Below are 21,146 nucleotides of genomic sequence, written 5' to 3' on the forward strand. Positions count from 1 at the left end.
CACTCCCCATCACCCCATCTCCCCATCACCCCACCTCCCCATCTCCCCACACCCTCACCTTCTAAAACTAACGCGGTAAAACCTGCCGCAGTGCTGCTAAAAGTTGATCTACACTTTCTTTACGGCTATTAAATCCCATTAATCCTACGCGCCAAACCTTACCTGCGAGTTCTCCCAAACCCCCGCCAATTTCAATGTTATGTTCTATCAGTAACTGGCGGGCGATCGCTTTACCATCTACACCTGGGGGAATACAAACGGTTGTCAGAGTTGGTAAGCGGAATTCGCGCTCTACATGCAAACCTAATCCTAAATCTTCTAAACCTTCCCAGAGGTATTCCACATTTTTTTGATGACGTTGCCAACAATTAGCTAATCCTTCTTCTGCTATTAAACGCAGTGCTTCCCGCAAACCATAATAAAGGTTAATTGGTGCTGTGTGATGATAGGTGCGTTCCGCTCCCCAATACTTACCGAGCAAGGTCATATCCAAATACCAGTTAGCCACCTTTGTGCGGCGCTGTTGCAATTTCTCCACAGCCCGGTGACTAATTGTAAAAGGTGAAGCGCCGGGGGAGCAACCCAAGCCTTTTTGACTGCAACTATAGGCTAAGTCTACACCCCAATTGTCTAAAAAGATGGGGACACCACCTAAACTGGTGACTGTATCAACTAACAATAGAGTACCGAATTCACGACATAATTCTCCAACTCCTTCTAGGGGTTGGCGCGCACCGGTGGAGGTTTCGGCGTGAACCAGAGCTAAAATTGCTGGACGGTGGGTAGCAAGGGCGGTGCGGAGTTCTTCTAAATTAAAGACTTGTCCCCAAGGTTTGGTGATAGTTTTGACATCAGCGCCGTATCGTCCAGCCATATCTACAAGACGATTACCGAAGTAGCCGGCTACACCAACTAAAACTACGTCTCCTGGTTCAGTGACATTGGCGATGGTCGCTTCCATGGCTGCGGTTCCCGTACCGCTAACGGCGATGGTGAGGGGGTTTTCTGTCTGCCATACATAGCGTAGTAATGACTGAATCTCATCCATTAATAACAGAAAAGCGGGGTCAAGATGCCCAACTGGTGGAGTGTTCATCGCTTGCAAAACTGCAGGATGGGCGTTGGAGGGGCCGGGGCCTAATAGCAGACGAGAGGGGATTTCTAGAGGCGTTAGTGACAATAACTGACTATTATTGATGGAGACAGTGGGAGTCATGATTTTAGAAGCTAGATGGTACTTACCGCATCATAAAGCGATCGCATCACCTATGGGCAAATAGTTCGTAGTGGTACTTGAGCGCTCAAGCACCATCACAAACTTATCTGTGAGATTTTACATTTTTTTATTTGAAAGTATTAACTAAACTGACTGGTCTGCGGACATGTCCATTGCGACTAAATTTGTTTTGCAATATTTGTTGATAAACTGCTTCATACCCATCAGTCATTCGTTCCACGCTAAAGTGGTTCATCACATGCTGACGACAGACGCGACGGTCTAAATCTACAACTTGGCTAATGGCGTTGACGCATTCTTGTGTATTTTTGCACAAAAACCCTGTCTTTCCATGAGCAATAACCTCGGAAGTAGAGCCTAAATTCATCGCTATGACTGGTGTCCCAGCGGCCATTGATTCTACCATTACTAAACCAAATGGTTCCCGCCAAGTGATAGGAAATAGAGTGGCTACCGCATCTCCCATCAAAGCATTTTTTTGAACATGGTTAGCTTCACCTAAATATTGAATCTGCTTCCCATCGATGTGTGGCTTAATTTCTTGTTCAAAATATTTCACATCCACAACATCAACTTTACCTGCCATTTTTAAACACCAGCCGGATTGTTTGGCAATTTCGATGGCTAGGTGTGGGCCTTTTTCGGGAGACATTCGCCCTAAAAATGCTAAATATGGCGTCTCATCAGATTGCTCATAAAATTGATAACTGTTGGTATCAATGCCGTTGTAAACTGTTGCTGCGTAATTTAACCCTAACCTTTCTTCTCTTTGAGCATCAGAAATACTGATATAGGGTTGTTTTTGGGCGTATTTAAAAATTTTTTCGTTATCTGGAGTAAAAATGCCATGCAATGTATGAACTGTGGGAGTTTTTACGAGATTGGCATAGGGAAGTGCCGCACATCCCATATGAGAATGGATGATATCAAATTCTTCGGCTTGGTCATAAAGTGACGCCAGTTGCAGTGTTTCATAAATACCACACTCCTTAACATCAGGATCAAGCCTGAGAGCGCGTGGGTGCACTGAAACCATCTTGGCTAGGCTGATAGAATCTCCCGATGCAAATAGAGTCACCTCGTGTCCCCGCCGCACGAGTTCATCAGTGAGTAACCCCACTACTAACTCTATACCTCCATAAGCTGGAGGTGGAACTCTTTCCCATAATGGAGCTACTTGAGCAATTCGCATCATCATTCTCCTAAAAAATCAGACTGGCATTCGTGGTTTCTACGGAATTGTTAAGGAGTGAATACGAGTATTTCACTCGCTTAGAGAACTTCACCAGAATTACCAACTGTATTAATAATTGCTACAAAATCTTATGCTTTTATAGCAATATTTTTTGTCTATCTTTGTAGGGAAGTTATCCTACTCTCAGGAGGTAAAATGCATTCAAATACATAAAATTTTCTATACGTTACTGTTGTTTGAACTTATATTATGGCAGAGGGAAACTCTCTCTTCCTGGTTATTCTTGAGCCTTTATCTTGACTTTTTGTTTAAAATGTGATATTTTTTTATGGCTTGATGAATAGAAAACAAACTACTAATCGTGAATACTTCCTCATCTCCAAAGGAACCGCGTGTCACATGGCAGGCGGTTTTCTCAGTAGCGATATTTATTTTTATGTATTTGCCAATACTGGTATTAGCTTTTTACAGCTTCAATCAGTCACCCTACAGTGGAACTTGGCAAGGATTCACTCTTGACTGGTATCGTCAATTATTCCATGATGAGCGGATTATTTCGGCTGTAATTAATAGTTTGATTGTGGCATTGTCTGCTACAGGGATTGCAGCTGTGTTGGGAACTTTGATGGCGGTGGGGTTGAGGCGTTATCAGTTTCCGGGTAAGAATTTATATTATGGTATCTCTTATTTACCGTTGATTGTTCCAGATATTGCAATTGCTGTGGCTACCCTGGTTTTTCTGGTAGCGTTTGCCATCCCTTTGAGTTTATGGACAATTATTGCTGCCCATGTTGTCTTTTGTCTAGCTTATGTGGGAGTGGTGGTAGCAGCGAGACTAACAAATTTAGATCCCCATTTAGAAGAAGCAGCTTTAGATTTAGGTGCTACACCAACACAAGCATTTATCAAAGTATTGTTACCACAGTTAATGCCTGGAATAGTCGCTGGTTGTATGCTGGCTTTTATCCTCAGTCTAGATGATTTTTTGATTGCTAGTTTCACTGCTGGTAGCGGTTATAACACCTTACCAATGGAAATTTTTAGTCGCATCAGAACGGGCGTGAAACCTGATATTAATGCTCTGAGTGTAATATTAATTTTACTATCAGCGATCGCTGCTTTAGTAGCGGAATTAATTCGCGCTTCTGGAGAGAAAAACTCAAGAGTTTAATTTGTGATTTATTATTTGTTGTTGGTGCATGGTTTATATTCACAAACTGATATCAAATTTCGCAAAAATTCCTTTAAATTCACAGATTTTAGCAAATTGTCAAATAACCTACTTGACAAATTAAATGGCTTAGTCTTATTATTTGGTTGATAATCTGAATCTAACTTCTACCTCTATTTATATTTTATAAACACCAACTAAAGACCAAAGAATAAATAAAATCGTTGTATTTATACAACTTAATTTTCTCATATACGCAGTTAGATTTATTCTCATGTTTATTTAGATACATATCTGGTTTCAATTCGATTATATTGGGGCTAACTTGGGACAAAATGCTATCTTCCCCTCACTATGCAAATTTGCCAAAATCCCAATTGCTCAAACCCCTTCAATCATGACAGCAATAGGTTTTGCGTAAGTTGTGGACACAGCAACTTTGGCAGACTGCTGAGAAACCGTTACCGCGTGTCAAGGCTGTTAGGTGAAGGTGGGTTTAGCAGAACTTATGCAGCAGAAGACGTTGATAGACTAAACGCACCTTGCGTCATCAAACAATTTTTTCCTCAAGTCCAGGGCACAATCCAAAGAAACAAAGCTGCGGAATTTTTTAAAGAAGAAGCGTTTCGGTTGTATGAACTGGGAGAAAATCACACACAAATTCCCAGATTACTAGCTTACTTTGAACAAGGTGCGAGCTTGTATCTTGTACAAGAGTTTATCTCAGGACTAACACTTTTGCAAGAAGTTCAGCAGCGACTTTTCAATGAAGAACAAATCCGACAACTTTTAGCTGATATTCTCCCAGTTATTGACTTCATTCATTCCCTAAATGTCATCCATCGGGACATCAAACCAGAAAATATTATCCGCCGTGATAGCGATGGTAAGCCTGTATTAATTGATTTTGGTGGTGCAAAACAAGTCACACAAACCAGTTTAGCCAGACAAGCAACAGTCATTTATACCATTGGCTACGCTCCCACAGAACAAATGGCTGGATTTGCTTGTCATGCTAGCGATTTATACGCTTTGGGTGTCACTTGTGTACGTCTGCTCACACAATCTTTGCCATTACAAACTGCTGATGGACAAATTCAAGACCGTCTTTATGATGCGATGAATGCTAAGTGGTTGTGGTTAGAAGTTCTCCAAGAAAAAGGAATTACCATCAGCGATGGTTTAGGGAAAATTCTTGATAGATTACTCCAGCATTTACCAAAAGATAGATATCAGTCAGCGGCTGAAGTGATTCAAGATTTGAAGTCTACAACGACTTCGGCTTTAGAAGCAGAAATTTTAGCAATTACCAAACTGATATTACCACCTCTGCCAGAAAAAATTATTCTCCCACTTCCACCATTACAAATATTTGATTTTAAGGTAGTGACTGTAGATACGGGTGGTAGGGAAGTTAGCCGAGAAAGTCGCAGTGCAGAATTTTTTTCAGAAGAATTAAATCAGTCAATTAAATTAGAAATGGTATCAATTCCTGGCGGGAATTTTATGATGGGTTCGCCGGCTTTTGAGGGAGATGCTGATGAACGTCCCCAACATCAAGTCACAGTCAAACCCTTTTTTATCGGTAAATTTCCCGTCACTCAGGCGCAATGGCGAGCTGTAGCAGCTTTACCAAAAATTAAACAATCTTTGAATCCTAACCCTTCTAAATATAAAGGTGCAAATCGACCAGTAGAAAATGTATCTTGGTATGAAGCGGTAGAATTTTGTGTGAGGCTTTCAGAAAAAACTGGTCGAGATTATCGTTTACCGAGTGAAGCAGAATGGGAATATGCTTGTCGGGCTGGAACTAATACATCATTTCATTTTGGTGAAACAATTACTGCAGATTTAGTATGTTACAGTGACGGTGAAACTTACACCACTGAAGCGAGAAATAAACACCGTAAAGAAACTACAAATGTTGGCAGTTTTGCTGTTGCTAATGCTTTTGGATTGTATGATATGCACGGCTTAGTTTGGGAATGGTGCGCTGATGCTTGGCATAATAATTATCGTGGCGCACCAACAGATAGCACTGTTTGGGAAATTGACGGTGATGTTCATCGTCGCGTTCTGCGCGGTGGTTCTTGGAGTTTTAGCGCTGAACTTTGTCGCAGTGCTAGTCGTAGCTGGAATGAGTCGGATGGAGGACTGCGAATCTGTGGTTTTCGGGTAGTTTTTTCTCAGGTAATCGAGTAATTATCGATTACCCGGAGTTTGTCAGTTAAAATCTCAAATTGGTAGGCGACTAATATCTTTATTACAGCCAATAATTACCATCGCTGAACCTCGTTCTAAACGCTTGTTCGGCTCAGGATTAATGAGGAATTTCCCACCTTGACTAACTGCTAACAAATTTACACCATAGCGGTTACGCAGTTGCAATTCAGTAATAGTCCGGCCGTGAAATTCATCTGGGACAATTAGCTCTACAATACTGTTATCTGGGTCGAGATCAAATCTCTCTAGAATTGATGGTTTGGTGAGTGTGCGTGCTAGGGCGCACCCAGCTTCATATTCAGGAAAAACTACATGGTCTGCTCCTACTCTTTTTAACAGTTTGTGATGAACTTCGCTAGAGGCTTTAGCAACTACATGAGGTACACCACCCTCTTTAACATTGAGAGTGGTAATGATACTTTCTTGAATATAGTTGCCAATTGCCACTATAACTGTATCAAATTCAAATATTCCCGCTTCTTTGAGTGCGGCTGTTTCTGTCGAGTCTATTTGTAGAGCATGACCAACTATTTGCTCGGTCAATGCTGCTGATACTCGTTTTTCATCGATATCTGTTGCTAGGACTTCATAGCCTAATCTATGGAGTGTAGAACAAACGGAACGACCAAACCGACCTAAACCAATTACAGCAAATTGGTGGTTATCTTTACGTAAAGAGCGAAAAAAACCTAATGATGACAGATTCACAATTGTTATCCTTATTAGCGCTCCCTGTATTTGGGGCAAAAACTAGCTATCTTGATTAGTTAAAAAGAATTATTTTTGCCAGACAGATTCTATTTTATCAGGTTGTTTCTCAACATCTATGCAGTAATTTCATACTTCATATTTTAGTTGTTTATCCCACAAGTAAATTCTCTTCAGGATAATGAACGCTGCTAGGACGGGGATCTCCTAGTATAGCGGACATGAGTAAAAGAATCCCAACTCTGCCGATATACATGGTGACAATTAATATTAGCTTGGCTGGGACGGAGACGCTACCTGTAATAGCTGTGGAAAGACCAACTGTTGCAAAGGCTGATACTACTTCAAATAGAATTTGAATGAAATCTAGTTCGGGATCTGTGAGGGTAATTAAAATTGTAGCCACAATCACAGTAGACATGGAACCGATTAACACGCCCACAGCTTTTAAAATTAAAGAAATGGCGATTTTGCGCTCATATAATAGCACTTCTTCTTTACCTTGAAGAATGGCTTTTGTACAACTGGTGAGGACTCGCAAGGTTGTAGTTTTAATCCCACCACCTGTACCACCTGGACTAGCACCAATAAACATGAGTGCAGTCGTGATAAATAAACCTGCATTGGTCATTTTGCCGATATCTATGGTGTTAAATCCGGCGGTTCTGGGTGTAACTGATTGAAACCAAGCTGCTAATAATTGGTCGGTAAAGTTGAGAGAGCCTAATGTTTGTGTGTTTTTGTTTTCAACTAATAAAAAGGCAATTGTCCCAATGCCTAGAAGTAATAAAGTTGTGCTCGTAGCAACTTTAAAATCCAGAGAAAATACTAAATTATTGTGTTTTTTGAAAAGGCGATCGCGCACCCAAAGATACGTTTCTAAAATTACTTGATAACCAATCCCACCAAAGATAATCAAGCCTGTGATTGTGGCAACTACTAAGACAGATGATTGATAACCAATTAAGTTATCTTTAAATAAACTAAATCCAGCATTATTCCAAGCATTAATACTATGAAAAACCGCTAGCCATATTCCTTGACTCCAACCATAATCTGGAACAAAAGCTGCCATTAATAAAAATACACCAGTGATTTCAAAAATTAGCGTTGTGGCAATAATTGAACGAATAACTTGAGCGCTTCCACTCATTCCTGGTCGGTCTAAAGATTGTTGAATTGCTATTTTTTGTCGCAGATCAAACTTGCGCCCAATTAGCAAAATCAAAAATGTGGTAGTTGTCATGTAACCCAATCCCCCAATCTGCGCTAACAGGGCGATAAAAAATTGACCCCAGAAAGAAAAATAAGTACCTGGATCTACCACTGATAAACCAGTTACGCAAACTGCAGATGTCGAGGTGAATAATGCCACAATCGGATCATTCCAATTACCATTACTAGTGGAAAATGGCATCATCAATAGGATTGCTCCCGCAGTAATGACAGCTAGAAAACCCAAGCAAACTGTGCGCGAAACCGTCATAAGCGATTTAAATTTTCCAATCCTCAATTGGTATTGATATGTTTGCTGATTGTATGTAAACTATCAACTGTTTTTAACTAATGATGAATGATAAAGTAAAAACTGGTACAAACAACCCTGTGAAAAAAATTAAGTTTTCCCTGATTCATCCTTCATCCTTCAACTGCTATCTCCATGAGTACAACACTTTACCAGCAAATTCAGCAATTTTACGATGCTTCCTCTGGTCTGTGGGAGCAGATTTGGGGAGAGCACATGCATCATGGCTACTACGGCCCAAATGGTACTTACAAAGTAGACCGTCGTCAGGCGCAAATCGATTTAATTGAAGAACTGCTGAGATGGGCTGGAGTAGAATCGGCGGAGAATATCCTAGATGTGGGTTGTGGAATTGGCGGTAGTTCTTTATACTTGGCAGAGAAGTTTGACGCCAGAGCCACAGGTATTACTCTCAGTCCTGTACAAGCCGCTAGAGCCACAACACGTGCTCAGGAAGCGAATTTGGGTGCTCAAAGTCAATTCCTTGTCGCGGATGCTCAAGCAACGCCCTTTGCTGATAATTCTTTTGATTTGGTGTGGTCACTGGAAAGTGGTGAACACATGCCAGATAAAGCTAAGTTTCTACAAGAATGCTATCGGGTTTTAAAGCCTGGTGGCAAGTTAATTATGGTGACTTGGTGTCATCGACCAACGGATGTAGTACCGCTGAGTGTGGATGAGCAAAAGCATTTGCAAGAAATTTATCAGGTGTATTGTTTGCCTTATGTAATTTCTTTACCAGAATATGAGGCGATCGCTCGTCAACTTTCATTACAACATCTTCGCACGGCTGATTGGTCAACTGCAGTCGCGCCGTTTTGGGATGTGGTGATTGATTCGGCGATTACTCCCCAAGCGATTTGGGGGTTATTAAGTTCGGGTTGGACAACAATTCAAGGAGCGCTGGCTTTGGGGTTGATGCGTCGGGGTTATGAGCGCGGGTTGATTCGTTTTGGGTTGTTGTGTGGCAATAAGTAATATTATTTGGCTAAAAGAATGTGACTGATAAATTAATATCGAGACATGGCAATGCAACCTCTCCAAAAAAGGATTTTTTCATTGGTTAATTGCATCATGATAACGAATGGTAGAGGCGCTAAAGAGGAGTGAGCATGAATCAGGTTTCAGGGAAAAATTCTACTGATGTCAAGACTAATTGGTGGGATGCTTTGTGGCGCTTTTCTCGTCCACACACAATTATTGGTACTAGTTTGAGTGTGTTAGCTTTGTTTTTGATTGCTGTTGCTGTTGGTGGGGGAAATTATTCGATATTTTCAGTTTTGGGAAGTTGGATTGCTTGTGTGTGTGGCAATATTTATATTGTGGGTTTAAATCAACTTGAAGATGTAGAAATTGATAAGATTAACAAGCCTTATTTACCACTGGCGTCAGGAGAATTTTCTCGCAAACAAGGACAGTTAATTGTTGGGGTGACGGGAATTTTGGCGCTGGTGATTGCGTGGTTGACTGGGCCGTTTTTATTGGCGATGGTAGCGATTAGTTTAGCGATTGGAACTGCTTATTCTTTACCACCAATTAGGTTGAAACGGTTTCCTTTTTGGGCTGCTTTGTGCATTTTCTCAGTCCGGGGGACTATTGTTAATTTAGGTTTATTTTCGCATTTTAGCGGGCGATCGCTAGAAAATTTAACGATTCCGCCGACAGTGTGGGCGCTGACAGTGTTTATTGTGGTGTTTACCTTTGCGATCGCTATTTTTAAAGATATCCCGGATATGGAAGGCGATCTGCGTTACAATATCACAACTTTCACCTTGCAATTAGGCGCCGAAGCAGTTTTTAATCTCGCTCTTTGGGTGATTACTCTTTGTTATTTGGGAATGATTTTAGTTGGGGTAACACGGATAGCTGCAGTTAATCCGCTATTTTTAGTGATTTCTCATTTAATATTGCTGGTTTGGATGTGGTTGCAAAGTTGGGCGGTAGACTTGGAAGATAAAAATGCGATCGCTAATTTTTATCAATTCATTTGGAAGCTGTTTTTCATTGAATATCTAATTTTTCCTGTAGCTTGTCTCTTGGCTTAAAATCATGCTTGAAGCTTTACCAATCACGAACATTTTTGCCATTATTATAGTAGTTTCTAGTATTATCTTGCTGATTTATTTTGCTGGAAAAACCTTGATTACCTCCAACTTTTTTCAAACAGGTGTGAATCTCTATCAGCAAAAAGATTATCCAGGCGCAGAAACAGCTTTTCGCAAAGTCATTTCTTTGAATTCTACTAATGATGTGGTGCGCTTAATGTTGGGAGATGTTTTAACTCAGCAAGGTAAAACAGCAGAAGCTAGAACATGGTTTGATGAAGTGATTCGCCGCAGTCCTAAAAACCCTCAAGGTTACTTACGTTTAGCAAATCTGCTGATGCAACAAAATCAGTTAGAAGCAGCTAAAACTAATTTACAACAAGCCAAAGATTTATTGCAAAAACAGCGTCAACCGGAAAAAGCCGCACAAATCACCCATATTTTAGATAAAATCAGTGCTAAATCAAGTTAAATTGATAGTCATTATGGTTTTAGCAGCACCGCTTGCAATTAATCTCATCCATATCAGTTATGAGTGAAAAAAAAGGTAAAGTTTACCTTGTAGGTGCTGGGCCTGGAGATGTGGCGTACCTGACGGTAAAAGCTCACAATCTTTTGAAACAAGCTGAAGTTTTGGTCTATGATGCTTTGGTAGATCCTCAATTGTTGGAGTGTGTACCCATCGACTGTCTCAAATTAGATGTGGGGAAACGCGGCGGTAAACCCAGTACAACTCAAGGGGAAATTAACAATTTATTGGTAAAATATTGTCAGCAGGGAAAGCAAGTCATCAGACTAAAATCAGGTGATCCGTTTATTTTTGGGCGGTGTACTTCCGAAATTACAGCCCTAAAAAAATCTGGTTGTGATTTAGAAATAGTCCCAGGAATTTCTTCCGTTTTCGCAGCACCATTACTAGCAGGAATTCCCCTCACAGACCCGGTTTTGAGTCGCTGTTTTGCTGTGTTTACAGCCCATGAGCCGGATGCTTTAAATTGGGAAGCGTTGTCACGGTTAGAAACACTGGTGATTTTGATGGGAGGACAACACCTATCGGAGATTGTACACCGAACACTGCGACAAGGGCGATCCCCCACCACACCCATCGCTATTATCCGTTGGGCGGGTACTCCTAATCAACAGGTTTGGACGGCTCAATTGAGTGATATTCTAGAACAAACCTCTGGCTTATCGCTTTCGCCTGCAGTCATCGTCATTGGCGAAGTTGTCGGGTTACGCCAGTACTTACAACCTGAGAAAATAGATTTCAAAATTGTGGATAGCAATCTCACCTCATCTACCCAACTCCCACTGACGGGAAAAACTATCCTAGTCACACGTTCAGTGGGACAATCGAGTCAATTTAGCGATCGCCTCACCGCATTAGGTGCAACAATAATTGAAATGCCTACCTTGGAAATTAGACCACCGACAAATTGGCAGGCTTTAGATAGTGCGATCGCTAATATATCTGATTTTGATTGGTTAATTCTCACTTCTACCAACGGCGTAGATTACTTTTTTACGAGATTAAACGCCCAAGGTAAAGATTCTCGCGCCTTAGCTGGGATGAAAATTGCTGTTGTGGGTGAAAAAACAGCCCAGAGTCTCCAGCAACACTCGCTAAAACCAGATTATATTCCTCCTAGCTTTGTCGCCGATTCCTTAGTAGAAAACTTTCCCGAAGCATTATTAGGAAAAAAGCTATTATTTCCCAGAGTTGAAAGCGGAGGAAGAGAAGTTTTAGTCAAAGAATTCTCAGCCAAAGGTGCGGATGTCATCGAAGTAGCCGCATATCAATCTTGCTGTCCTGATAGTATTCCCGAATCAGCCAAATTAGCATTGGAAAATCAAACTGTAGATATCATTACCTTTGCTAGTTCTAAAACAGTACAATTCTTCAATCAAATCATCTCCAACCTCCTCTCGAATCAATCTTTTTTAGCAACAGTTTGTATTGCTTCCATCGGACCCCAAACTTCAAAAACTTGTCAAGACTTATTCGGGCGTGTGGATGTAGAAGCTGAAGAATATACTTTAGATGGATTAGCTGAAGCCATAATTAAATGGACAAGGAATACAGAAATAACCAATAACCAATGACAAAACGCATCATCGGCTTAACCGGAGGTATCGCTACAGGTAAAACCACCGTCGCTAATTATTTAGCTAGTGCTTATAACTTACCAATATTAGATGCAGATATTTATGCTAGGGATGCAGTATCTCTAGATTCTCCAATTTTAACAGCGATCGCTCACCGTTATGGAGAAGAAATTTTATTACCCGACGGTAATCTCAACCGTCAAAAATTAGGCGAAATCATTTTTCATCACCAAGAAGAACGCACTTGGATAGAAAATTTGATTCATCCTTACGTGAGCGATCGCTTTCTCCAAGAAATCGCCGCCACACCCTCGCCCACTATAATATTAGTTATACCTTTGCTGTTTGAAGCGAAGATGACCAATTTAGTCACAGAAATTTGGGTCGTCCGCTGTTCCCAAGCCCAACAATTACAAAGGTTAATCGAGCGCAATCACTTCAGTCTAGAGGAAGCACAAGCACGCATCGACAGTCAATTACCTTTAGAACAAAAAGCAGCCCAAGCATATCTTGTTCTAGACAATTCTCTCACAACAGCAGCACTTTTTCAACAAATTGATCAAGCGGTGGAAAAAGGGTTAGGGAATAGGGGTTAGATTAAAACCCAATCTAAAATCCTGGAGTTGAATTGCCCCATTCCCAATGCCCTTGTTACATCTCACCCCCAACAATCACATCTCGAATCCGTAAACTAGGGCCCCCGCAACCCACAGGTAAACCGTTTTGTCCGCCTTTACCACAACCGCCGGATTCGTCCCAGTAAAAATCTTCGCCCACAGCTTCGATATCTGCTAAAGTTTGAAAAACATTACCAGAAAGCGTCACATCCCTAACTGGTTCAGCAATTTTGCCATTCCTAATCATCCAAGCTTCACCAGCGCTAAAGGTGAACATTTCCCCATTTGTCATTCCCCCTAGCCAATTGCGAGCGTATACCCCCTCTTTGATATCCGTGAATAAGTCTGCAACTGGGGTTTTTCCGCGCTCAATCCAAGTGTTTGTCATCCGCACAATCGGCGTAAAGTGATAATTAAGACACCGAGCATTACCCGTGGGTGTTTCCTCTAATTTACCGGCGGTTTCGCGGGAATGTAGACGACCGACCAAAATCCCATCTTTAATCAGTTGAGTTGTGCTAGCAGGAGTCCCCTCATCATCGTAAAAATAACTACCCCGATGACCAGGAGGAGCCGCACCATCAAAAATTTGCAATTCTTCCGGGCCAAAGCGTCTCCCAATGGTCATTACTTCCAACAAATCCGGGTTTTCATAAGCCATATCAGCTTCCGAAAGATGTCCAAAAGCTTCGTGGACAAATAAACCCGTGAGAATCGGGTCAATCACCACAGTGTAAGTGTTACCTTTGACCGAGGGTAGAGATAAAGCCGCAACGGCTCTTTGAGCAGCACTTTTGACTTGTGCATCCAAATTAATTAAATCTTCATAGGCTTTGCGAGAGCCGGTAGTTTCTCTCCCAGTTTGCACAGTGTCGCCATTTCTCGCCGTAGCAGCGAACCGCATTTCCATATCCACCCAAGATTGCTCAATCAGAGTTCCTTCGGAAGTAGCAATAATAATTCTTTGGGCGCTGTCACCGTAGCGTACCGAAGTTGTGGTAATATGCGGGTTAGTGCTTTTGAGTAACTGAGAATAGCGATCGCACAATTCTTTTTTCTGACTCAAAGAAATTTGCCTGGGGTCAGTACCAGTCAAAGGTAGACGACATACAGCTTGTACTGGGTCAATAGGAGCAAGTAAAGTTTCCTCATCACCCACAATTCGCGCTGCAGCAATCGCTTCTTCTATCCGTTCCTTAATTGTCGAAAGCTGGTTAAAGCAACTCAACCCCCATCCACCCTTATAACAAGCGCGAATATGTCCACCAATGGAAATCCCCTCACTCAGAGTTTCCACCTTTTCGCCACGTAAAAATATATCCGTCCCCTCCGCCTCTTCCAGACGAATCATCAGATAATCGACTTGGGACGAGTAGCGAGAAATCAAGTCAGAAAGCAAATTCTGCACATCAGCAAATGTAGTCGGCATTTCTCGACACTAATAATGACGAACTCCATTTATTTTGCAATTATTTGGTCAATATTTGTTAACCATTTGTGATTTGTTCCCACTCTTTACTCCAAAACGTACTTCTCGGCTACTTTCCAATAGCGCGAGAACCGCTTGAGGTCAATATGGCCGTCATAATCAAAAAATGGTTCCACCTCAAACACTTCCAACGCCAAAGAACGCTCAATATTGTCGCAGATATCGTCAAATCGGGGACTAGGACTAACCGTGGTGACGACTAAATCTGCATTATGCTCCTGAGCAAAAGCCAAAACTTCTCGCGCTACATCCCCGCGCCGAATTTCCACAGGTAACTCTAGCAAGCATTCATAGATAAATGTCAAGCGTTTCAGACTCAGTTGCCATTCCTCAATTAAAGCATCATCCCAAACCCAAACGGCAGGAGCATCAGGGTATTCTTGTAGTGCGGGGTTGTGGGGACTCAAACAATCTCCATGCACCCAAACAATAGGTTTATTCATCAGATTTTAGATTTTTGACGCGCCTAAAATACAAGCAACTGGGCAATATTATCACTCATCAACTGGCAAACATTACCCTTGAGGGTACTGTAATGATCATTAAATCAATATTACCTTAAAACTATGGAAAACAAAGTTGACTGCCAGATAAATTGAGATTTTGTCTAAGGCTATCGGTACAAAACAAAATTTATCTCATCAACTAACAAGATGTGGCAAAACAAATCCATATCTGCCCTAAAACTTGATGCTCAAGCATCAATAATTTTGCTTTGTTAAATTCAAAAATACACAATAAACACAGAGGCTACAAAAAATATGGTCGCAATTTTTAGTAAAGCAACAACCACCACCTCAGCTATAGCTTATCAAGATAGCGAAAGCCCAAACCAATTTTTATACTACCCCCTCAGCGTTGACTTAGCTTTAGGTGAAAACTTACAAGATTTTAAAGTCACTTATTGGGGAATTGGTAAGCCCTTTTTCGTAAAAATTGGTAATCGTGTTGATAGCATTGTCGGTGCAATTTTAGCTGGGAGAGCCAAGTTAGATATTACCGCCGCTCAGAAACAAGAATTAACTCAAAAAATTCGCCAAGTATTTGGCGTGCAAAACCCCCAATTAAAACCAATGAGTCTCACTAATGTGAAAGTGAAACCCGTCATTGGGACTAACACCTTACAACTTGGTAAAGACTCCGATATTACCTTTCCCAGCACCGTACAATTAGCAACTAGTTTCAACTACTTAGTCGGTACTGGTAAAAATAGCTTATTTGCTCAATTTGTAGCGACTCAAAACGCAGAAAATAAAGTACTTGCTAACCCATCCTTCGGGATTAATATTGAAGGTGATGCCGAATTTCAAGGCGACCCCTGGACAGTAGAAGTAGAAGCAGATTTAAGCCAAGTATGGTCTTACGTCCGCAAACGCGCATCAGCCTCAGTCAAATTAGGTTGGTTCACCTTTAAACTAGGTGACTACGACAAGATTATTCAAGACTTACAACGCGAACAAATCATCAAAATCACCTACAAAGAAGGCTCACCAGAAACAGAAAAATATGGACGCCAAATCTTTGAAATGGGTAAGCAAATTTTCGAGGAAGTTAACAAAAGAATTAATTCTCAATCTGGCTTTTTTAAATTTGAACCAAACAGAGTTCCTGAAAGTCGTGGTAGTTCTGCTTCTGGCTTTAATTGGGGTTGGAATTTCTCAGTGAATCTTGCTTATAGCCACCAAGCAATTAAATCCACCCAGTCTATGCGCTACAAAGCCACAGTTAGCTATTCTGGACGCTTCAAAAAGCGCGTTCCTTCTGCAATGTCACTAGCTGTATCTTGTAATTCTGCAAGTTCCTCCCTCTTCCAAGACTTGGGTAACGTCAGCGAACCTTGTATTACTCAAGCTAAAATTGATGAGATGAATAACCGCTTAGAAGAAGAATTTAACCGCAAACAACGCTTATTAGAAGCACTAGAATTGCGCTTTGCGACAGGTGAAATTACCGAAGAACAGTATAGAAGGGCTGTGGATATCATCACTAATGGTACTACTAGTGCTTCTCTAATGATAGTTCCTACAGAACAAAAATTATTAGCGATCGCCGGTTCTACATCCTTTGAACCAGAAGAATATCTCTTACGCAGTGTCAACGATTTAGACTTAGATGAAATCATCGCTGAGGCTATTGCTAGCGAAGCTGAAGAATCCGTTAACTAATAGTCAATAAGTTCTTAGTCAGCACTAAAATGCTGACTAAAAACTCATCAAATAGATAACAGTAGAGGCGTTGTTATACGACGTCTTTACTAAATATTTATTCAAGTATATATTTAGTTTGCAGAGGCGAAGTATATGGCTGCCATATTTAATCAAGGAATATTAATTCCCGAAGGTGTCATCGCTTATCCAGACAGTGAAAATAGGAACAATTATTTCTACATTCCTATCAAGTGCGAATGCCTTTTAGACAATAATATCCAACAATTTAAACTAACTTATTGGGGAATTGGTAAACAGTTTCTGCAAAAACAAGAAAATGGAAAAATTGCCAATACTGTCGGCGCAATCTTCACTGGTAAAGTCACACCTGATATATCCCCACAACAACGTCATCAATTAATCAAGCAAATTATTAAAACCTTTGGTGTCGAGAAACCCCAACTTACACCTTTACCACTAACTAACATTAAAATTCAACCTTTTATAGGTGAGCAAGTTTGGTCAATCGGCAAAGATGCTGATATCCTTTTTCCAGAAACTTGGCAAATAGGAACTAATTTTCACTTTTTAATCGGCACAGGAAATCAGTCTTTTACTAAACATGTAGGTTATCAAAAACGAGGAATTAAATTAACTTCTCACCCACCAATCGGTATAAATATCGTGGGAGAATGCGAATTTAAACCAGAAGCTTTTTCAGCAGAAATAGAAGCAGATTTAAGCAAAGTCTGGTCTTACGTCCGCCAAAGAGTTTCAGATAAAATTGCTTGGGAATGGTTAGATTTAAAATTTACTGAATATCAAAAGCTGATTCAAGACATGCTGCGAGAAAAAGTGATTAAGCTGACAGTTAAGCCAGGAAATATCAACTTACAAAAATCCAATTGGCTAGCCTTAGAAATAGGTAGAAAAATTTTCGCAGCAGTTAACAACCAGGGAATCTCAGAAACAGGCTATTTTAGATTTGAACCCAACCCGACAACTCAAACTTATTCTAAATTAGAGGATGGGACATTTTGGCTAGGAAAAACTGCCATCAATCTTAGCTATGGCGCTCAAGCGATTCCATCTTCCCCAGCCGTGTATTATAAATCTGACATCGACTATTCAGAAAGTTTAACAGCAACAATTCCGATTGCTTTATTGTTCAATATTCAGTGTAATGCTGATAGCGCTGAATTCTTTCAAGATTTAGGAAATGTCAGCGAATCATGCATTACTGACGAGAAAATACAGCAGTTACAACAGCGAATGATTCCTGAAATTTTCAAACAAACGCAGTTTTTTAATCGACTGTATAACCGCTTAATCGCTAAAGAAATCACACAGCAACAGTACGAGCAAGCGTGGTTTATTATTAATTAATAGTTAGTTATCTCTTACATCCTTCATCCTTCATCCTTTACCTTTCTTTCCACGTTGCCAACTTTGACTGTCAGCTTGTCTGATAAATTCACCTTGGGGAAAAAGTCGCTGTTCTAATTCTTCATAGCTACCTTCAAAATCGCAATGTCCATAAAGAGGACATTTTTGACAATAAACGCCTTTGGTATAGCGTTCTAAATTTTCGCGGTTGAAAAAATAAGGTTTATGGCTAAAGGTGCTAGCTACCCATTGCCATGACATATTATTGCTTGCAGGATCACCATCAAGCAGGTGTTGTAAAAACCATTTGGCTCCTGCTTGCCAACGAATACGCCGCCAATGGACAATATAAGCGGCTAGCCACATGCGGATGTGATTATGCAAATAGCCTGTTGCTTGTAGTTCGCGGCTGAAACTGTCGATGCAAACTCGCCCTGTGGTCGCTTGTGCGATGTCTGGTGGTAAATCTGGGGCGTAATCTTTGGGTTTGTAGCCTGTCTTGTATTCTTCTTGGTCTTGCCAGATACTATTACCTAGCTTGGTGTATAATCGTTGCCAATAGTCACGCCAGCCTAATTCATTAATTAGTTTAGCAGCGTCGTCTGGATGCTTGACATGCTCTAGGACATAATCTCGAATTTCTCGCAAGCTGAGAACGCCATAACGAATGTATGGTGAGAGTCGCGTCACCGCACCAGTCAAGAAATTACGAGTTTTTGCGTAGGTTACAGGGTCTACTTTTTTCAGTGCTTGCTCTGCAGCTTGACGCCCCCCGACTATATCGCTAACCTGGTCATCGCGTTCAGCTACAGCGGGAAATTGCTGTTGCAGATAAGTAATTAATTCTTCACGATTAGCAAAATTACGTAGCATTTGTTGATGATTGAATACTGTCTAATATAATACCTACGATCAGCGAGTTAAATAGTTATACTATTACAGCACGGCGGAAATAAAGTACCCAAAGGCTGATCAGACGAGTTTCTTCATTTCATACCTCATACTTCATACTTCAGCCTTGCTGTACTGGTGCAATCTATCGTTGATGTGTCTCCACCACTGGGCAGGCGATCGCACATAATATATCTTGTCTAGGAGAGGAAGTCGATTTATATATATATTCTCTAATTCTGGCAAGTTTCACTCGTGAAACTCGTTAATAGCGGTAAACTATCAAATAAAACTGTCACCATCTGAAGCGATGAGCCTCTGCATCAATACTCACTGTCAAAAACCGCAAAATCTCGATGATGAACTCTTTTGTCAGAGCTGTGGTTCAGAATTACTATTGCAAGGCCGCTATCGTGTCATCCGTCAACTAGGCGGTGGTGGTTTCGGCTTGACTTTTGAGATTACCGAAGTCCGCAGCCAAATCCCCAAGGTGCTGAAAGTCCTCATTAATAATCAGCAAAAAGCAGTTGAGTTATTTCAGCAAGAAGCACAAGTATTAAGCCAGCTAGACCATCCCGGTATTCCCAAGGTAGAGCAGGACGGTTACTTTACATATTTTCCCAGAAATAGCCAAAATCCCATCCATTGTTTAGTAATGGAAAAGATTGTGGGGATGGATTTACAAAAATGGATGGAAAACCGCAGTCTGCGCCCCATTGACCAAACCTTGGCTGCTCAATGGCTCAGAGAATTAGTCACAATTCTTCATCAAGTACATATCCAGAATTTTTTCCATCGGGATATCAAACCACCCAATATTATGCTGAGAGCGACGGGTGAACTAGCGCTAATTGATTTTGGTACCGCGCGCCAAGTTACCCAGACCTACTGGTTAGCACAAGCTCAAGGCCAGGTGACGGGGATTATTTCCTCTGGTTTCACCCCAGCAGAACAAATGAACGGTCAAGCGATTCCCCAGTCAGATTTTTTTGCTTTGGGGCGCACCCTTGTTTATCTGCTCACAGGAAAACAACCGACTGACTCCTCGATTTATAACTCTTACACCGACGAAATCCAATGGCGAAATCTGGTTCCTAACATTTCTCCTCAGTTGGCGAACTTGATTGACCAAATGATGGCGCGTGTACCCAATCAGCGACCAGCTAACACCCAAGCTATTTTACAACAGTTAGCGGAGATTGAAAAAAGTTTACAGCGATCATCGCCGCCACTGCGTCCAAACCCAAATCCAGACCCGCGCCCAAACCAAAACCAAAACCAAAACCAAAACCAAAACTTACCAACACCAGATTTATCAAGACGACGAATAATTAAAATCCTTGGTTTTGGTGGCTTAGGATTGGCTGGTTCAGCGCTTTTATACATATTTATTCCCAAAACTAAATCAACTTTAGTAGTTTCTAGCATCGGCTCTGGAGACTACAAAACTATTAACGAAGCCATTAAAAATGCCCAACCAGGTAATACTATTCTTGTGCGTCCAGGTCTTTATCAAGAAAATTTGCTGGTCAACAAGTCAATCAAAATTGTTGGTGATGGACCCAGGGAAAAAATTGTCATAGAAAATACCGACTCCAATTGTCTGATTCTCAAAGCAGAAGAAGCCGAAATTAGAGGTTTAACCATTAATGGATTAGCAGGAAACAAAAATAAAAAGTTTTTTGCTGTCGATATCACAGAAGGAAAATCAATATTAGCAGATTGCGAAATCACTTCTAATTCCCTCGCCTGTATCGGTATCTACGGTAAAACCGCTAACCCAACTATCCAACAATGCCAAGTCCATGATGGTAAATCAGGCGGTATTTATATATATGATCGCGCCCAAGCAACATTAGAAGAATGTAATGTTTTTAATAACGCTATTATGAACGTGCATATTGAAGATAACAGCAGTGCATTATTACAAAGATGCAAAATTCATGATGGTAAAGAAAGTGGTTTAGTTTTTCGTTTAAATAGTCAAGGAACCGCAGAAGATTGTGATATTTTTGGTAATGGTTTGGCGAATGTAGCCATAGGCGAAGATAGTAATCCTCTTATTCAACGCTGCCAAATTCATGATGGTAAAAAAGCCGGCGTTCTTGCTTACAAAAAGTCTAAAGGTACAGTAGATAGTTGTAATATTTTTAGTAATGCTCTATCGGGGGTCGAAATCAGAGAGGGTAGCACCCCTGTGATCCGCAACTGCAATATCAATAAAAATAAATATAATGCTATCTATGCTTATGACCAAGGTGGAGGCACGATTGAGAACAATGATTTAACAGGTAATGTGCGCGGTGCTTTCGACGTTGATAAAACTGCCAAACTCCAAACTATTGGCAATAAAGTTGATCCGGCTCCTACCGCTACCGCTTCTCCCACCGCTACACCATAACGAAT

The 21,146-nt window shown here is 41.0% G+C and carries 17 protein-coding genes; 10 read left to right on the forward strand and 7 right to left on the reverse strand.

Translation table 11 applies throughout. The annotated features are described in order from the left end of the window. Window positions 1-67: 67 nt before the first annotated feature. Together MIC7126_RS0124510 and MIC7126_RS0124515 are read right to left on the reverse strand one after the other, a co-directional pair. Window positions 68-1,216, reverse strand: coding sequence for an alanine--glyoxylate aminotransferase family protein (locus tag MIC7126_RS0124510; RefSeq protein WP_017655767.1), 1,149 nt, complete (start codon window positions 1,214-1,216; stop codon window positions 68-70). Window positions 1,217-1,343: 127 nt separating this feature from the next. Continuing rightward, on the reverse strand, window positions 1,344-2,429 hold the full coding sequence (locus MIC7126_RS0124515) for a glycosyltransferase family 4 protein (protein WP_017655768.1): 1,086 nt from the start codon (window positions 2,427-2,429) through the stop codon (window positions 1,344-1,346). Window positions 2,430-2,793: 364 nt separating this feature from the next. Between MIC7126_RS0124515 and MIC7126_RS0124520 the strand changes: the two genes are divergently transcribed. Further along, the gene (locus MIC7126_RS0124520) at window positions 2,794-3,603 is read left to right on the forward strand and encodes an ABC transporter permease (RefSeq protein WP_338010330.1); all 810 of its coding nucleotides are present in this window, start codon (window positions 2,794-2,796) and stop codon (window positions 3,601-3,603) included. A gap of 354 nt (window positions 3,604-3,957) precedes the next feature. Then, window positions 3,958-5,805 carry a bifunctional serine/threonine-protein kinase/formylglycine-generating enzyme family protein gene (locus MIC7126_RS0124530; RefSeq protein ID WP_026100502.1) on the forward strand — a complete coding sequence of 616 codons (1,848 nt, stop codon included), beginning with the start codon at window positions 3,958-3,960 and terminating at the stop codon, window positions 5,803-5,805. 33 nt (window positions 5,806-5,838) lie between these two features. Here MIC7126_RS0124530 and MIC7126_RS0124535 read toward each other — a convergent pair whose 3' ends face one another. Both MIC7126_RS0124535 and MIC7126_RS0124540 read right to left on the reverse strand, forming a co-directional pair. Beyond that, on the reverse strand, window positions 5,839-6,534 hold the full coding sequence (locus MIC7126_RS0124535; protein ID WP_017655772.1) for a potassium channel family protein: 696 nt from the start codon (window positions 6,532-6,534) through the stop codon (window positions 5,839-5,841). 151 nt (window positions 6,535-6,685) lie between these two features. Further along, window positions 6,686-8,020, reverse strand: coding sequence for a TrkH family potassium uptake protein (locus MIC7126_RS0124540; protein WP_017655773.1), 1,335 nt, complete (start codon window positions 8,018-8,020; stop codon window positions 6,686-6,688). A 174-nt stretch (window positions 8,021-8,194) separates the two neighbouring features. On the opposite strand from MIC7126_RS0124540, the gene MIC7126_RS0124545 reads away from it, so the two are divergent. The 5 genes from MIC7126_RS0124545 (at window position 8,195) to coaE (ending at window position 12,806) form a co-directional block, all read left to right on the forward strand. Further along, the gene (locus MIC7126_RS0124545; RefSeq protein WP_017655774.1) at window positions 8,195-9,037 is read left to right on the forward strand and encodes a methyltransferase domain-containing protein; all 843 of its coding nucleotides are present in this window, start codon (window positions 8,195-8,197) and stop codon (window positions 9,035-9,037) included. A 134-nt stretch (window positions 9,038-9,171) separates the two neighbouring features. Next, window positions 9,172-10,104 carry a homogentisate phytyltransferase gene (locus tag MIC7126_RS0124550; protein ID WP_017655775.1) on the forward strand — a complete coding sequence of 311 codons (933 nt, stop codon included), beginning with the start codon at window positions 9,172-9,174 and terminating at the stop codon, window positions 10,102-10,104. A 4-nt stretch (window positions 10,105-10,108) separates the two neighbouring features. After that, entirely contained in the window at window positions 10,109-10,576 is a 468-nt protein-coding gene (locus MIC7126_RS0124555; protein ID WP_017655776.1) for a tetratricopeptide repeat protein, read from the forward strand. Window positions 10,577-10,635: 59 nt separating this feature from the next. Continuing rightward, a complete protein-coding gene (gene cobA, locus MIC7126_RS0124560) occupies window positions 10,636-12,207 on the forward strand; it encodes a uroporphyrinogen-III C-methyltransferase (protein ID WP_017655777.1) in 1,572 nt (523 codons plus the stop codon). Then, entirely contained in the window at window positions 12,204-12,806 is a 603-nt protein-coding gene (gene coaE, locus MIC7126_RS0124565; RefSeq protein ID WP_017655778.1) for a dephospho-CoA kinase, read from the forward strand. The genes cobA and coaE overlap by 4 nt, the downstream gene beginning before the upstream one ends. A gap of 55 nt (window positions 12,807-12,861) precedes the next feature. On the opposite strand, the gene MIC7126_RS0124570 is transcribed toward coaE, so the two are convergent. Continuing rightward, a complete protein-coding gene (locus MIC7126_RS0124570; protein WP_017655779.1) occupies window positions 12,862-14,256 on the reverse strand; it encodes a TldD/PmbA family protein in 1,395 nt (464 codons plus the stop codon). Window positions 14,257-14,342: 86 nt separating this feature from the next. Further along, entirely contained in the window at window positions 14,343-14,759 is a 417-nt protein-coding gene (locus tag MIC7126_RS0124575) for a hypothetical protein (RefSeq protein ID WP_017655780.1), read from the reverse strand. Window positions 14,760-15,077: 318 nt separating this feature from the next. Here MIC7126_RS0124575 and MIC7126_RS0124580 point away from each other — a divergent pair, with 318 nt between their 5' ends. Next, entirely contained in the window at window positions 15,078-16,481 is a 1,404-nt protein-coding gene (locus MIC7126_RS0124580; RefSeq protein ID WP_017655781.1) for an SHOCT domain-containing protein, read from the forward strand. A gap of 135 nt (window positions 16,482-16,616) precedes the next feature. Continuing rightward, a complete protein-coding gene (locus MIC7126_RS0124585) occupies window positions 16,617-17,849 on the forward strand; it encodes a hypothetical protein (RefSeq protein WP_017655782.1) in 1,233 nt (410 codons plus the stop codon). Between the two features lie 30 nt (window positions 17,850-17,879). On the opposite strand, the gene MIC7126_RS0124590 is transcribed toward MIC7126_RS0124585, so the two are convergent. Further along, window positions 17,880-18,722 (reverse strand): FAD-binding domain-containing protein, encoded by an 843-nt coding sequence (locus MIC7126_RS0124590; RefSeq protein WP_017655783.1) that lies wholly within the window; start codon window positions 18,720-18,722, stop codon window positions 17,880-17,882. A gap of 328 nt (window positions 18,723-19,050) precedes the next feature. Here MIC7126_RS0124590 and MIC7126_RS0124595 point away from each other — a divergent pair, with 328 nt between their 5' ends. Further along, window positions 19,051-21,141: a pectinesterase family protein gene (locus MIC7126_RS0124595; RefSeq protein WP_017655784.1), complete on the forward strand. Its 2,091-nt coding sequence runs from the start codon at window positions 19,051-19,053 to the stop codon at window positions 21,139-21,141. The last annotated feature ends 5 nt before the right edge of the window (window positions 21,142-21,146 follow it).

The organism is Fortiea contorta PCC 7126 (assembly GCF_000332295.1).
GTDB classification, from domain to species: Bacteria; Cyanobacteriota; Cyanobacteriia; order Cyanobacteriales; family Nostocaceae; genus Fortiea; species Fortiea contorta.